The 14981-nt window shown below is 42.9% G+C and carries 13 protein-coding genes; 5 read left to right on the forward strand and 8 right to left on the reverse strand.

Going from position 1 to position 14981, the window contains the following annotated elements:
• Positions 1-29 precede the first annotated feature (29 nt).
• The gene (locus DBX26_RS08425) at positions 30-269 is read left to right on the forward strand and encodes an RNA-binding protein (protein ID WP_065299817.1); all 240 of its coding nucleotides are present in this window, start codon (positions 30-32) and stop codon (positions 267-269) included.
• Between the two features lie 174 nt (positions 270-443).
• Here DBX26_RS08425 and DBX26_RS08430 read toward each other — a convergent pair whose 3' ends face one another.
• Positions 444-824: a VOC family protein gene (locus DBX26_RS08430; RefSeq protein WP_014232050.1), complete on the reverse strand. Its 381-nt coding sequence runs from the start codon at positions 822-824 to the stop codon at positions 444-446.
• Between the two features lie 380 nt (positions 825-1204).
• A complete protein-coding gene (locus DBX26_RS08440) occupies positions 1205-1711 on the reverse strand; it encodes a CPBP family intramembrane glutamic endopeptidase (protein WP_254063468.1) in 507 nt (168 codons plus the stop codon).
• A gap of 916 nt (positions 1712-2627) precedes the next feature.
• Between DBX26_RS08440 and DBX26_RS08450 the strand changes: the two genes are divergently transcribed.
• The 3 genes from DBX26_RS08450 (at position 2628) to DBX26_RS08460 (ending at position 7226) form a co-directional block, all read left to right on the forward strand.
• Positions 2628-5294: a beta-N-acetylhexosaminidase gene (locus DBX26_RS08450; protein WP_118118728.1), complete on the forward strand. Its 2667-nt coding sequence runs from the start codon at positions 2628-2630 to the stop codon at positions 5292-5294.
• Positions 5295-5383: 89 nt separating this feature from the next.
• Positions 5384-6046 carry a response regulator transcription factor gene (locus DBX26_RS08455; protein ID WP_065299822.1) on the forward strand — a complete coding sequence of 221 codons (663 nt, stop codon included), beginning with the start codon at positions 5384-5386 and terminating at the stop codon, positions 6044-6046.
• Entirely contained in the window at positions 6033-7226 is a 1194-nt protein-coding gene (locus DBX26_RS08460; protein WP_014232075.1) for a HAMP domain-containing sensor histidine kinase, read from the forward strand. Before DBX26_RS08455 ends, DBX26_RS08460 begins: the two co-directional genes overlap by 14 nt.
• Positions 7227-7318: 92 nt before the next feature.
• Here DBX26_RS08460 and DBX26_RS08465 read toward each other — a convergent pair whose 3' ends face one another.
• From DBX26_RS08465 to DBX26_RS08485, 6 genes are all read right to left on the reverse strand, one after another.
• Positions 7319-7798 carry a GNAT family N-acetyltransferase gene (locus tag DBX26_RS08465; protein ID WP_118118730.1) on the reverse strand — a complete coding sequence of 160 codons (480 nt, stop codon included), beginning with the start codon at positions 7796-7798 and terminating at the stop codon, positions 7319-7321.
• Between the two features lie 863 nt (positions 7799-8661).
• Positions 8662-10176: a CoA-acylating methylmalonate-semialdehyde dehydrogenase gene (locus DBX26_RS08475; protein ID WP_014232078.1), complete on the reverse strand. Its 1515-nt coding sequence runs from the start codon at positions 10174-10176 to the stop codon at positions 8662-8664.
• An 840-nt stretch (positions 10177-11016) separates the two neighbouring features.
• Positions 11017-11235 carry a hypothetical protein gene (locus DBX26_RS08480; RefSeq protein WP_065296962.1) on the reverse strand — a complete coding sequence of 73 codons (219 nt, stop codon included), beginning with the start codon at positions 11233-11235 and terminating at the stop codon, positions 11017-11019.
• A gap of 10 nt (positions 11236-11245) precedes the next feature.
• A complete protein-coding gene (locus tag DBX26_RS25450) occupies positions 11246-11410 on the reverse strand; it encodes a hypothetical protein (RefSeq protein ID WP_020336440.1) in 165 nt (54 codons plus the stop codon).
• Positions 11411-11421: 11 nt separating this feature from the next.
• Positions 11422-11586, reverse strand: a complete 165-nt coding sequence (locus DBX26_RS25455) for a hypothetical protein (protein ID WP_162889686.1) — start codon at positions 11584-11586, stop codon at positions 11422-11424.
• Between the two features lie 544 nt (positions 11587-12130).
• Entirely contained in the window at positions 12131-13300 is a 1170-nt protein-coding gene (locus DBX26_RS08485) for an iron-containing alcohol dehydrogenase (RefSeq protein WP_014232080.1), read from the reverse strand.
• A 280-nt stretch (positions 13301-13580) separates the two neighbouring features.
• Here DBX26_RS08485 and DBX26_RS08490 point away from each other — a divergent pair, with 280 nt between their 5' ends.
• Positions 13581-14960 carry a GntP family permease gene (locus tag DBX26_RS08490; protein ID WP_014232081.1) on the forward strand — a complete coding sequence of 460 codons (1380 nt, stop codon included), beginning with the start codon at positions 13581-13583 and terminating at the stop codon, positions 14958-14960.
• Positions 14961-14981: the final 21 nt, after the last annotated feature.

The raw sequence follows: 14981 nt of genomic DNA on the forward strand, positions 1-14981 counted from the left end.
TGGTCACAACTTACTACAGGCGAAACAATATGAAACTTTTAGTCCGCAATCTTGCGCGAACCACGACCGAACATGAAATTCGTGTTCTTTTTTCAGCCTACGGCACCGTCACTGAGTGCAACCTAGTATTAGACCAAGAAACTGGGCAATCTAAAGGCTTCGCATTCGTTGAAATGCCAGATAAAGATGAAGCGAAAAATGCACTTGAAAACCTTCATCTCACTAGCGTAGCCAAGAGCAAAATCCGAGTTAAATTCGCTCAAAACTAAGCAGCCTTCGGAGCCTGGTTAACCACGCGTTATACAGGTTCCTTTGTTTAACTTCACCAGCGTTAACCCTTGTTCCCTGTCTGATATCTTCGCCAGACAAAAAAAACGCAACGTACACCTAAACGCTACACGTTGCGAATATCAATTTAAGTACTAACTTTTACGTGATATTACCTAAGCCATGATATGGGTAGCGCAAAGCTTATTACCCGCAGGATCACGTAGATAGGCAAGGTACATTTCGCGTGGACCAACCGCTCTTACACCTGGTGGATCTTCACAGTCAACACCACCACTCTCCAAGCCGGCTTTATGCCACAACTCGACTAATTCTGGGCTTTCCACTTTGAAGCCAATAGTCATACCATTTCCTGAAGTTGCAGCTTCACCATTGATTGGCGCGGTGATAGCAAAAGTCCCCTCAGGATGAAAATAGAAACAGCGTCCATGTGGATCTAAGACACCTTCTTGGTAGCCCAGAACGGCTAAGATGGCGTCATAAAATTGCTTGGATTTATCGATATCATTCGAGCCAACCATAACGTGACTAAACATTTATATGTCCTTTTTAGAGTGTTGTTGAACTTAACCTACTCTGCTATATCAACTTTCTTATGTCTATTGATGCTTTGTTAAGGTGTGAAGCACGTAATATGATATTTTATGTTTTGCTAATATAAGTAAAATTCAAAGGGTGAATGCGGAGCAAGCACCGAATCGGCTTCCTCCGATTGAGTGTCGTATTAACCACCGATGTGGCAGGCAAATCCCATGGATTCAACTTTGCGTTTTAATTGCTCGATTTTTTCATCAGGATTCGATGCCGTATTTTCCATTGGTTAGATACGCCCCATAAGCAATCACACTATGTTGGTATCTTAAGTTTACACTTCGTCTGACCATGTGAAGATAGTGTATTAATACATATTCACAACTTACATGCCTGAACCCATCAGTTTTTCTGGGTAAAATGAATAAGACAAAGATGCGTTCCAAAAAGCATGAAGTAAAATAGTAACCAATGTGGCCCAACAATGCCCATATTTAACTCGGAAGTATTCGTAAGTCACTGCAAACGCCACTCCCAGACCTAACGCATTTACCGCGTTTGCAATATTATTAGTCAGGTGAGTTAGAGAAAATAAAAAGCTCGCAATGAGTATAGATAAAAACAGACTACTTGTAATTTTACGAGAAATATTTTGAATAATGACTTGGAAAATAATTGTCTCAATAACAGGAGCTAATACAACCAATGAAAAATAATCAATGCCAGCCCACACTTCAGCGTATGAATAAATAGAACTTAAATCAATATCAAAATAATGGTCAATTGCAGTAGAAACAGATAGCAGCGTATTATGCGTCAAACTAGACCAAGTACACATTAGCGCGTATACAATAAAGATAAACTTAGCATTGGAGAAGTCATAAATTTTCATCAACTTCTCATCATAAAACAGAAAGTACTTCATAACTCCCCAGATAAAGTATCAATATACCAATTAAAAACATAAACTTGAGTTAACATCAACTACGACTCACTTTTTGTCTTTTTTCTTTTTCATATCGTGCCTCTTGAATGACCCATGAGCACCAAAATGAAAAGGGTAGAACTAAAAGAATGACTACCATCTCGAGTGATTGTTCGAAAATAAAGTCTATCATTGACACTTCATCGCTATTTATAGAATGCACGATAAAACGAATAGTGAAGACGACGAATAAAATAGATATGCTATTAAATAATACATATTGGATGAAACCTTTGGTCCGCGTTTTTGACCAATGCTCAAACTGTGATTTATTCATTTCTAACCATCTTTAGCAACCTGAAATCAAAGACATGCTAGTAAGTTGTTAGAAAATCACTACTACAAAATTCCAAATATTCGACCGGATTAAAAAAGTGATAGCTCCGAACAACAACAGATGATTTAAATCATAAAACCAAATGTTTATTTTTAATTACTTAATCACTTAGTAATTAGAAACATTTGAAGTCCGTCGCATTCCCCACAGCCTGAGATAAATCATCCATAAAGGACGGACTTTTTGACATTCCCACCACCTTGATCACCTTAGTCTTATTTGCCGGTGAGCACGTATGTGCTGATAACATCGACTGAACATTTGTTTGATCAGGCGATGGAATTTAAAAGGATGCGATCAGGTTATGGGTCGCTAAGAAACTATGCTCTTGTTTGTCCTTACTTTTTATATGACCATACAAGCATATTGTTTATCAATGTCTAAAGAATGGGGTTGAGCAAGCGGATGGTTTTTGAACGCGCGAATAGTGACTCCGATTTGGTGGTTTTTAAATAATAAGGTTATACGACGTTTAAGGTATTCCACATGAATGTAAATATTAGTGCCGTTGCGACTGCAATTTCACTGTCTCTTTTGGCAGGTAATGCTTATTCTTCTGAACAAAATCAACAAAAGACAGAAGTAATACAATCGGTAGTCGATACTGTCGCCTCTTCGCTTGAAGTTCACATCGCATCAATTGAACATCAGCCAGCTGATACCAAGGCGAAATGTCCCGGAGGATATTGCTATCGCGCTGAGATCACCCTGACAAATAAAGGCAAAAAAGAGATTGGTGGAGACTGGGAAATCTACTTCTCTAACCTTCGCCGTATTTTGGATACAAAATCAGATTTATTCGAAATTACGCACGTGAATGGAGATCTTCATCGAATCGTACCAACCAGCAAATTTAAAGGCCTGAAACCAGGTGATTCCGTCGCAATTCAGTTTGATGCCGAGCACTGGAAAATCGTCGATTCTGACTACATGCCTCGCTACTACGTGGCAGCACAAGGAGCTGAAGCTCGAGTTATTCCAAATACTATTCCGCAGGAAGGAGATGGCCTAGCCGACTTGTCCGGTTACCTGGATTTGATCAGTACCGCACCGGAAGACGCCAATATGTGGCAACGTTACCCAGAAGACAGCAGCATCATGGCAACCGCTGGAACACGATATGAAAGAAACCTTGCAGTAAAAGATCTCGGCTTATCATCTGTCTCTGCCAAAATCATCCCTTCCCCTATCGATATAAAGGTGCATAACAGCAGTGTTAACATCAGCGCCGGGCTAAATTTGAAAATAGAAGAAGATAGCCTGACGGCAGACCAGCTAGACGCGCTCGAACACCGCTTCAACCAGCTTGGCGTCACACCGAATAAAGGGATTCCCGTTGTAATTTCTGTCGACCCTAAACACAAGACATTTAAAGGAAAGACTAAGCAGGAAGCCTATACCCTGAAGGTGACACCAAAAGAAGTCCGGGTCGTTGGGGCTGATCCAGCAGGTGCATTTTATGGCGTTCAGTCATTAGCAGCGCTCGTCACAGTCGGCAGCCCGACTATTCCTGAAATCACTATTGATTACGATGCACCACGATTTGAACATCGAGGTATGCATTTGGACGTAGCTCGCAATTTCAAATCAAAGGCTGAGATCAAGAAAGTACTCGATCAAATGGCCGCATACAAAATGAATAAGTTTCACTTCCATCTCGCAGACGATGAAGGTTGGCGTTTGGAGATTCCCGGCTTGCCAGAGCTCACCGAGGTTGGCGCACAACGTTGTCATGATTTGAGCGAACGTCAGTGCCTGTTACCACAAGTTGGCTCAGGTCCGGATGACACCACATCTGGCTCTGGCTACTACAGTGTTGACGATTATGCGGAGATCTTAGCCTTCGCTTCAGCACGTAATATTCAGGTTATCCCGTCTATGGATATGCCCGGCCATGCACGAGCAGCCGTAAAATCAATGGAAGCGCGCTATCACAAATATGCGGAACTTGGAGATATGGCTGCTGCTGAAATGTACCTACTTACTGACAGGCATGACGGCTCGGAGTATTTCTCGGTTCAAAACTACACTGACAATACGATTAACCCTTGTATGGAATCGAGCTTTGTCTTCATGGACAAAGTCATTTCAGAGATTGCTAAACAACATAAAAACGCGGGGCAACCTCTGGTGGACTATCATATCGGCGCTGATGAAACCCACGGAGCTTGGGTTGATTCCCCGGTATGTCGAGCACTGTTTGTCGATCCGACCAATAATATCGATAACGTGGCCAACCTTGGTGGATATTTCATTGAACGAATCAGCCATATCCTGGAAGCCAAACAACTAAACCTCGCCGCATGGAATGACGGCTTAAAACATGGCAGTTATATGGACCCAACCAAGCTTGCTGGTGACGCTTCAGCCTATACCTGGTCAGCCCTATTCTGGGGTGGTGCGAATGAAGCCCACTCCCTCGCCAATGCAGGTTATAACGTTATCTTGTCATTGCCTGAGGTCACCTACTTTGACCACCCATACGAAGCCGATCCAAGAGAACCGGGGAACTATTGGGCAGGACGTTATACCGATACGCAAAAAGTCTTTAATTTTATGCCGGAGAACTTACCAGCCAATGCTGAGACCATGACGGACAGAGACAATAACCCATTCGAAATCCCTGCCAGCACAGTAGCCCTTCAGGATGGTAAGCGCTTTAAAGGCATGCAAGGCCACGTATGGACAGAAATGGTTCGTACTGATGAACAGTTGGATCACCGTGTTTTCCCTCGCATTTTAGGCATTGCAGAGCGAGCATGGTCAAAAGCGGACTGGGAACTAGAGTACGATGCTGAAAAAGCGTATCGAACCAATACCTCAGGATATAAAGGCACTGACCATATGGGTAAACGAATAGTAAATCGTGATGACGACTGGACCGAATTTGCCAATACTCTGGGTTATAAAGAGTTTGCGAAGTTGGATGCCGCAGGTGTGGCCTACCGCCTTCCAGTTCCCGGAGCGAAAATCGACAAAAGCGGAAAGCTGTCAATTAATAGTGCATTCCCTGGTGTTACCGTTCAATACTCAGTCAATGGTACAAGCTGGCAAAACTACGATCACTCGAACAAACCAACAGTGAAAGCTGGCGTGAAGATACGCTCGATAGCCAGCACAGGTCGTGCAGGTCGACAGATTGTCGTTAACTAACCTATAGTTGGCTAACTGTGGCTACCTGATGGTTAACCCCCTCAGGTAGCCTTTTACCATGCACATCATTTGATTTTCGGAGGAGATGGATGCGTGTATTGATCGTCGAAGACAGTATTCAAATCGCGGCGAATATTGGTGAATACCTTGAAATAATGGGTCACTCGGTAGATTTTTCTTACACAGGACAAGCAGCTCTCGAGTTATTATCCGAGAACCAATTCGACGTGATGATCTTGGATGTTATGATGCCTGGTTTAGATGGGTTATCTACGTGCAGGAAAATAAGGGAGCAAGGTCGTGAACACCTGCCTATTTTGTTTCTCACCGCTTGCGATACATTGGAAGATAAACTGGCTGGTTTCGCAGCAGGTGGCGATGATTACTTAGTCAAACCATTTGCTATGCAGGAGTTACTGGCAAGGCTCGAGGCGCTCACATTAAGAGCCAAAGGCGGCAGAAGTCACGAGATCACTTTTTCCGGTTTAACCCTTTCCACCGAAACAGAACAAGCTTTCTTTCAAAACAACCGATTAAAGCTGGACCCATTGTTGTTCAAGCTATTAAAAACCTTACTGCTGTCCGCTCCCCGTATCGTACATAAACAAGATCTTGAATACGAACTTTGGCATGGTGAGACCATCGATAGTAGTGTTCTGAGAACACATATTTATCGGCTGAGAAAGGTACTGCCTGAAGGATTGCTGGAAACCGTACGAGGAAAGGGCTATCGCCTCAATGAGATTAACTAGTCAATATTTTCAAAAACGGCTTTATAACCGAGTTTTCGCTTTGATTATGGGGCTGGTCTTATTATTAACCCTTAGCCTTTTACTAATGGCTTGGATTAACGCGCAACTGCACACAGACAGCCTGGTCAATCAAAAGTTGAATCAGCAAATGCGCTTCTTACTAGATGATTCCATCAAAAAAGGTCGCCTGGTCAAAGTTAATTCGCCGATGTTTTCCAGCTTTGTGGGGTCGGATAAAGGCTTACCGCTTTATTTGTCAGGCTTAACAGAACAAGGGGTATTCGAAATTGAACACCCGAAAGTGCACGTGCAAGTAGTCAGTTCTCCATTTTCCGATGGCTTGCTTTATCTGCTCTATTTCCCTGAGAAAGATCTAGAGAGAAGCCTTTATCAGAATAGGCTCAAATACTATGTTGTTATCGGTGTAATGGCGTTAATGGGCATAGGACTTATTGCCAGTCTTTACATCACCCGGATTATTGTTAAGCCCATCACCACTCTGCAGAAAAATATTGAATGTGCCAGCCCTGATTCACCTCCTGCCGTGTTGGACCGGCAAGATGAGCTAGGTCAGTTGAGTCGGAGTTTTACTAACGCATTTCAGCGAATACGAGCATTCGTCGAGCGAGAGCACAACTTTACCCGGTTTGCCAGCCATGAGCTCAGAACGCCAGTCACTATTATACAGGGGGCATTGGAAGTCATTGCCTACTCACCTGATCTTGCTAAAGCGCAGCCAGCGTTGAGTAGAATTGAAAGTGCAAATAAAGATATGCAGGCCTTAATTCACACTTTTCTTTCTATTAGCCGAGAGTCCAAAACAGAGCAGGTAGAATTGTTGTCGTTACAAGAAAGTCTGGACTACTGCTTACAACAGTTAAGAACAGACAAGGCTGACATACTGTCGGTTCAATACAGTCTCAATTCAAAATCGGTGAATAAAATACTGGCCCATGTCGTGATACAAAATGTGTTAAGAAATGCCTTTAGTTATAGCGCCAATAGTGTGGCAATAGAATTAAAGTACGATCGACTGGTGGTTTCGAATGACATCGACCCCGACTGCCACTCTGGCTATGGCCACGGCATCGATATTATCAATGCTATATGCGAAAAAGCCGATTGGTTGGCTTTCTATCGGTGTCATAACAATAGGTTTAGTTGGCTCATCTATTTTTGATAGTGGTGAAGTAGCATACCACCTAACCCATTAAACCGTAGATAGGAATGCTATGTTAAACCCATGCCTTGGGCGCCACTTTCACACGCGTGTTATATCCAAAGCGATTTGTTTAGCACCCATTTTTCGAGTTCTTCGTTATCATCATCAATCACCATGCCTGTAAACACGAAATTATTAGCATTGACAACACTCAGTGAAGCCAGGTTCGTTGACGAAATCAAAGCAACTACGTTTTCAACGATACCAGAGCCAAACGCTAAATTACAAAGTTGGTTAACGGCAGACTTTGCCAACCCACGACCTTGCTGTTCTGGCGCTACATTGTATCCAATTTCCACCTCACCAGCTTTAGGGGCATCTTTAAAGCCGCAAAAACCAACGACATGATCTTGGGATAACATCATGTAAGGTAATGACCATATATCAGCCATCGCGTTTTGAGTGTGTTGAACTGAACGATTGAGAACATGCTTTGGCGGGATAGAACCGTTACAAAACTCAATGTCTATACCCGATGTATCCGCGATCAATTGATGAAGTTGTTTTTTATTTATCTGCTGAAGTTCCATTATCTACTCTTGAGAAAATGCCTCTGATGTATCTAAAAATGAACGCTGCCAGAAACCACCTCAAATCGACGCTATTCATAGCGAGGAGAATAAATAAGCTCCCACACCGAGTGGAATAAGCGTAATTACGCACAAAGCAGCACTTCCAATTTTATCAAAAAGTGAAGTAAGACTCTGAACTTTAATCGCCTTACGCAGCCTGATTAAAGATATCACTGAACCACAAAACCATACTGCAGTGAACATTATGATGTGACGATCGCTACCTTGGAGCCATACATTCTTTAGCGCAATGAAAAACACACCATGCATCAGCAAGGTGATTACAATAACAATTCTTGCCACTTTCATATCCCCAGCCAAAGCTTAACCCCACATTAATAAAGGATTTGCAGCAGCAAAATATCCGCAAATCACGTTATTATAATCAATTGAATCTGGCACATCGGATAGAATAGACAACTGACACCCAGTGTGAACCCATCCTATGTCAAAGTATTGTTACTTTTAACATTAATAGCAGAACTTATCATGTATTGGGAAGCCCAAGCGGCCATATAAGCAAATAAAATCAAGCAGCGTCGATACCTTGCTGATTCCAAGGGCGGACAATAGAGTATGCGGTCATAGTGGGATGAGATACAAAATTGCTTAGTTCAACAACAGGCATAGGTTTGGGTTTGGGTTTAGGCAACGGGAGATTAACCAGCCTTTATAGTGAATCTACAAACCCTGGAAATATTCTTAATGGCATAAAAAAGCTGGCTATTCGCCAGCAAAAAGAAAAAAAGGTAGCGCGCGCTGCCACGCGCTAACCCATCCGGGCCCCTACCATGCCCTACCAAAACGGATAAAAGGTTTGATTAGCCTAATGTTGGCATATTAAATGAGCTTGAGTGTTGCTCTAGGCGAACATCACTTGCAGGCCAGCGGCTAGATACTGTTTTCATTCTTGTGTAGAAACGAACACCGTCATTACCGTGCACATTTAATGGACCGAAAACAGAACGTTTCCAACCACCAAAGCTGTGGAATGCCATTGGTACTGGGATTGGGATATTGATGCCTACCATACCAGCCTGCACATTTTCACTAAACTGACGAGCCGTTTCACCATCACGAGTGAAGATAGCCGTACCATTGCCGTATTCATGACGGTTAACCAGTTGGATAGCCGTTTCAAAGTCCGGAACACGAACAATCGCAAGCACAGGGCCAAAGATCTCTTCTTTATAGATAGTCATCTCTGGTGACACATTGTCGAACAATGTTGGACCCACAAAGTATCCATTTTCAAAACCATCAACACTCAAAGAGCGACCATCGATAAGCAGATCAGCCCCCTGCTCTACACCTGAGTCGATGTAACCAATGATTTTCTCTTTGTGAATTTGAGAAATCACTGGCCCCATATCATTTTCTTTACCTTCGACAATGCCAGGGCCAATGGTCATTTTGTCAACGCCGGTACGCAGTTTATCGATAAGGTGATCCGCTGTTTCGTCACCAACGACTACTGCCACTGAAAGAGCCATACAACGCTCGCCAGCCGCACCAAATGCTGCACCGATAATCGCGTTCGTTGCCATATCCAAATCTGCATCTGGCATTAAGATACAGTGGTTTTTAGCGCCGCCCAAAGCCTGACAACGTTTACCATGTGCTGATGCCGTTGAGTAAATGTACTCAGCAATTGGTGTTGAGCCAACAAAGCTAACCGCTTGAACACGTGGATCCGTTAGTAGTACATCTACAGACTCTTTATCGCCATTCACTACATTAAACACGCCGTCAGGAAGACCCGCTTCAGAAAGTAGCTCAGCCAAAATCAAAGAAGTTGTTGGATCCTTTTCTGACGGTTTTAGAACGAATGTGTTACCAGTCGCAAGTGCAATAGGGAACATCCACATTGAAACCATCGCAGGAAAGTTAAACGGAGTAATGCCCGCACAAACGCCTAGTGGTTGCATCAGTGAATGGCTATCAACACCAGTACCCACGTTAGCTGAATGCTCACCTTTTTGAAGATGAGGAATGCCGCAAGCAAACTCAACCACTTCCAGGCCTCGAGTTAGCTCGCCCATTGCATCTGAGTAAACCTTTCCGTGCTCAGTAGAAATCGTTTTGGCAAGCTTGTCCATATTAGCTTCCATTAACTCTTTGAACTTAAATAGGATTCGAGCACGTTTTAATGGCGACATTTTCGACCATGCAGGAAATGCCTTAGCAGCAGATTCAATTGCCAGTTCCGTTTCACTCTTTGAGCTAAGAACGACTTGGCGAATTTGTTCACCAGTAGCTGGGTTAAAAACTGGAGCAAATTTGCCGCTTTGGCTTTCCTGAATGCTTCCACCGATATAGTTATGAATAGTCTCCATGACCAACTCCTATTTTAGACTGACTGAGCGACTTGTTTCGCGTTGTACTTATGGCTATTTCTGTTTTAAAAAGCGGTTTATAACGTCAAATTGAGCTTCGTTTATTGATGTCAGGTTTGCTTTTCCTTATCGAACGAAACTATTCTATGAAATTAATTTTTCATTTTCAATATATATGAAAAATTTAATTTACACTTTTGAAACGCCAGATCACAAAAAGAAACATACGTCAGCTAGAAACAGAGTAAGTCCTTTACAACTAGGTTGGTTTCTCTAAGGGAGTGAAGGGTAATATTTAAGGACCACGAAAAGTATTTTGAAATAAGGACACTTTTTAGGTGTGGGTTCGCAAACGACTGAAACGCTGTACTCGTCGAATCTGTACACTGAAGTCAGAGCGTTTAATTCAATGTGAGTGGTTGGTGTTCGCTACAATGACTGACAGCAGGAACGTCCTTGATTAAATTGGAAATGAACAGACTCTGGCGAGTCGTGTTTTGGGAGAGATACGTTATGATTCTTCTCGAAGTACATCCAGTATTTCATAGTGGACTGTGCCACTATTCTGCCCTGCTGCTTCTATCTGGTGGTAATTTAAGTTCATCATCAACACTAACATTGGCGTTTTAGTTCACCTGACTGTTGTGCTGTCCTTTGGTCATAGTTCCACCAGCTTTGAGACTCGCCTTAACACCCTAGTCGGGTAGACTACTCAACTTTCCACTATTCCCGCGAAGTATTACTGCCTATTTATCTATTAAACTACTGACAGCATACGAGGTAAGCTTTTTATATACCTCTAAATTAAAAAATCATTTAATCAGCTGTTTTTATTAAATTTTATCCATGTAACACTGTAAATGATGTCACCAGAAGTAGCAGAAAATACAACTCACTACCGTTACTCTTAGTCAACATCGGCATGTTGTTTTGTACAAATTCATTAAAAAGAAACGCTAAAGGCTTTTGGTCCGCTTTCATCTTAATGCTATTGGTTTCTGGGTTTTCTTCCGCGTCTTTTACCATGTAGTACGCGTTGTAAGCGACTGCTCCGTACATATCATTCTCCTCATAAAATTTGGGTTGCTTGTGGTTCAGGTACTGCTTTTTTGAAAAAAGCCATAAATGAAAAACGCTTTTTCTCTGTCTTCACCGCTTCGACTTCTGAGACAGCTTGATTCTCGCGCGCGTCTTTAACCATGTAGTAAGTGTTGTATGCGATTGCTCCGTACATATCGTTATTCCTTATACAGTTTGAGTTGTTTGTGGTTCTAGTACTGCTTTGTTGAAAAGTGCTTTAAATGAAAAACGCTTTTTCTCTTTCTTCACGGCTTCGACTTCTGAAGCGACTTGATTCTCGCGAGCGTCTTTAACCATGTGGTAAGTGTTATATGCGATAGCTGCGTACATAATTTATTCTCCAAATGTTTGTAATTTTCCTACATCAACGGGAGTAAATATAGATCCAGCTCACACAAAATGCAATAGATATTTTAAATTTACAGTTAAATAAAATAAACATTTCCACACCAGAACATAATCAATTGAATTTATTGGACAATTCAATTTAAAGCCTGCCGAAGCTATGTTTCATGGCGTTCAGGACAACGAAAACAAAGCACTTTTTCAGCTAAAGAATGCCAGGCTGTGTAAGCGCAGAGCAAAAAATTAAGCCGGAATGCCTTCTTGTAAGAAAAATACATTACGTAATTGGGCGAGCTTGAAATGAAAAGTTTGTTTATAAGTGGGCAAAATTGCAGGAAAGCACCATCTCTCAACGAGTAAAGAGAAGTAATACTGAGTGGCAAAGCAGTGAGTGTAAGTTAGGCAAGAGTAAGCAGGCTTAGGGTGATAGACGCGCTCTTCAGCTGCTGGAAAGCAATTTGGAAGAGCGCGCTACATGATTTGAAATAGTATGGCTTAGTCGGCAATCGATTGTCGACTTCGGACTATTCTATTCGCCTTCATTCCAAACCGTTTTGTAAAGCTCGATGGTTTCTTCTAAAGAAGGAACGCGAGGGTTATTACCTGGTGAACCTGAATCCAGTGCTTGTTGCGCCATGGTGGACAGCAGCTCAAAGAAACGCTCTTTATCAATACCATATTGAGACGGCGTAGGAACGGATAGCTCTGTATTTAGTGCACGCAGTTCATTAACTAACTTCTTACATGCAATTGCATTGGTGTCAGACATCGAGGCAACACCAATAGCGCGAGCACACTCTGCGTAACGTTGCTCAGCGCTTGGGATGGAAAACTCGGTGATAGCAGGTAGCAACATTGCGTTTGATAAGCCGTGAGGAACATGAAAAAACGCACCAATCGGTCGGCTCATGCCATGCACTAATGCCACTGATGCATTAGAGAATGCCACTCCAGCCAACGTCGCACCAAACATCATATCAGAGCGCGCGGCTTCATCTTTTGGATTGTGATAAGCCTGACGAATACTCTTACCAATTTTTTCCATCGCGATCAGAGCTTGAGTATCTGAGAATTGGTTCGCTTTTTGACTAACATACGCTTCAATAGCATGAGTGAGCGCATCCAGGCCACAGTCAGCAGTGACGCGTGGAGGAAGTGACATAGTTAGTTCGTAGTCCACCAGCGCAGCGATAGGCATAAATCCAAGACCAGAACACAACATTTTTTCGTCATGCAGATCGTCTGTAATCACCGTGAAGCGAGTGACCTCAGAGCCGGTTCCAGCAGTGGTAGGAATGGCAATGATCGGAAGCCCGGCTTCGCTAACATCACGCGGGAATTTGTAATCGCGTACTTGTCCACCAAATTTACCAACTATCGAGATAGCTTTAGCACTGTCGATTGGGCTACCCCCACCGATAGCAATAATGGAGTCAAATCCTCCTTCACGCACCATTTGTACACCTGCCTCGATTGAGCTTACTGTCGGCTCTGGAATCGTATCAGAAAATACGGAAGCCTCGATGCCCTGGGCAATTAGCGCCTCTTGAACTTTTGCTACATAACCTAGTTGAACCATCATCTTATCGGTGACAATTAACGGTCGAGATGCACCTACGCTTGCCATTACATCCGCAGCCTGAAGTGATGCCCCTTTGCCTACATGCATAATCCTTGGTAATACGATTCTTGCGCTCATTCTATTTCCTTAATCATTACATTGGTCGTGAATTCTAAGAGTAGATGAAATACTTGCTCTTAAACGTACCATTCGAATCAAATTTATTGAAATGAATTTTTCATTTTATGTGAAGAATGAACAGTCCAAATACGCCTTATCTAGTGTTTTACTGTCTTTGATCAATATATCGGATGATTTACCTACATGAACTCAATCTTTCACTTTATTTAAAATAAAATGAATGTTTCAATTTATCCATATTTTGGAAATAACATTTGATTACATATTGGAGATTACCGTGGACGTTGGAATATTGGGCATATTGCTGTCGTTAGTTTTGTTGATGTACCTCGCGTACCGAGGCATGTCAGTCATTTGGTTAGCACCTATTTTGGCATTAGTTGCTGCTCTGTTTTCTGCCGGAACGTACATGATGGCCAGTTATACAGAAGTCTTCATGTTAAGCGCAGCAAACTATGTAAAACTCTATTTTCCGGCCTTCTTGCTTGGTGCGATTTTTGGCAAAGTGATGGATGACTCTGGCGCTGCAAAGTCAATCGCTAAAGTCATTGTGAATAAGGTTGGGAGTAATAATGCGATCTTAGCCGTGGTGCTCGCCGTATCGGTGTTGACCTACGGCGGTGTATCGATGTTTGTGGTGGTATTTGCAGTCTACCCTATTGCCGCTCAAATATTTAAAGACAGCAATGTGCCTAAACGTCTGATTCCAGGGACGATTGCGCTAGGCTCCTTCACTTTTACGATGACCGCTTTACCAGGGTCACCACAAATCCAAAATACCATCGCGATGCCTTTTTTCGGTACCACGGCATACGCTGCGCCAGCGCTTGGATTAGTTGGTGCCGGTGCCATGTTTGGCTTGGGCATGCTTTGGCTTAAACGCCGTGAAGCTATTGCTCGAACAAACGGAGAAGGTTATGGCATTCACGATGAGTCGGAGTGTGACGATAGCGAAGAGAATAACAACATTCCTTCTGCGACCATTGCCTTTATCCCGATCGTTATCGTGCTGGTTTTAAACTTTCTGATCGTGACTTTCTATTTCCCAAGTGTCGATACCAGTTACCTTGCCAACTACGATACTACGCTGCAAAAAGTAAATGGCATGTGGAGCCTTATCATCGCGCTAACCACCGCCATTATCGTCGCACTGTTATTGTTTAAGAAATACATGAAGGACATACGCTTTTCTCTTAACGAAGGCGGTGAAAGCTCCATCATGCCGATCATGAATACCGCCGCCGCTGTCGGGTTTGGTAACGTGATCAAATCGCTCTCCTCGTTTGAATTAGTCAAAGAAGGGATACTTTCGATACCAGGAACCCCACTTTTATCCTTTGCGATGTCGACCAGTTTACTTGCAGGTATCACAGGGTCAGCCTCAGGAGGCCTGAGTATAGCGTTGGATGCACTTGGCCAGGTTTATATTCAAAAAGCTCTGGAGTTAGGGATTAGTCTTGAGTCTTTACACCGTATTGCAGCGATAGCTTGCGGCGGATTAGATTCACTCCCTCATAATGGCGCGGTGATTACACTGCTTGGGATTTGTGGCATGACTCACCGCGATTCGTACAAAGATATTTTTGTCTGTACGCTGGCGATTCCTGTCGTTGCTACTGGTGTTGTTTTAATTTTCGCGTCCATGGGCGTGGTGTAAAACTACTCTCACTCTCAGTAT

The organism is Vibrio sp. dhg, assembly GCF_003443775.1.
Lineage (GTDB): Bacteria > Pseudomonadota > Gammaproteobacteria > Enterobacterales > Vibrionaceae > Vibrio > Vibrio natriegens.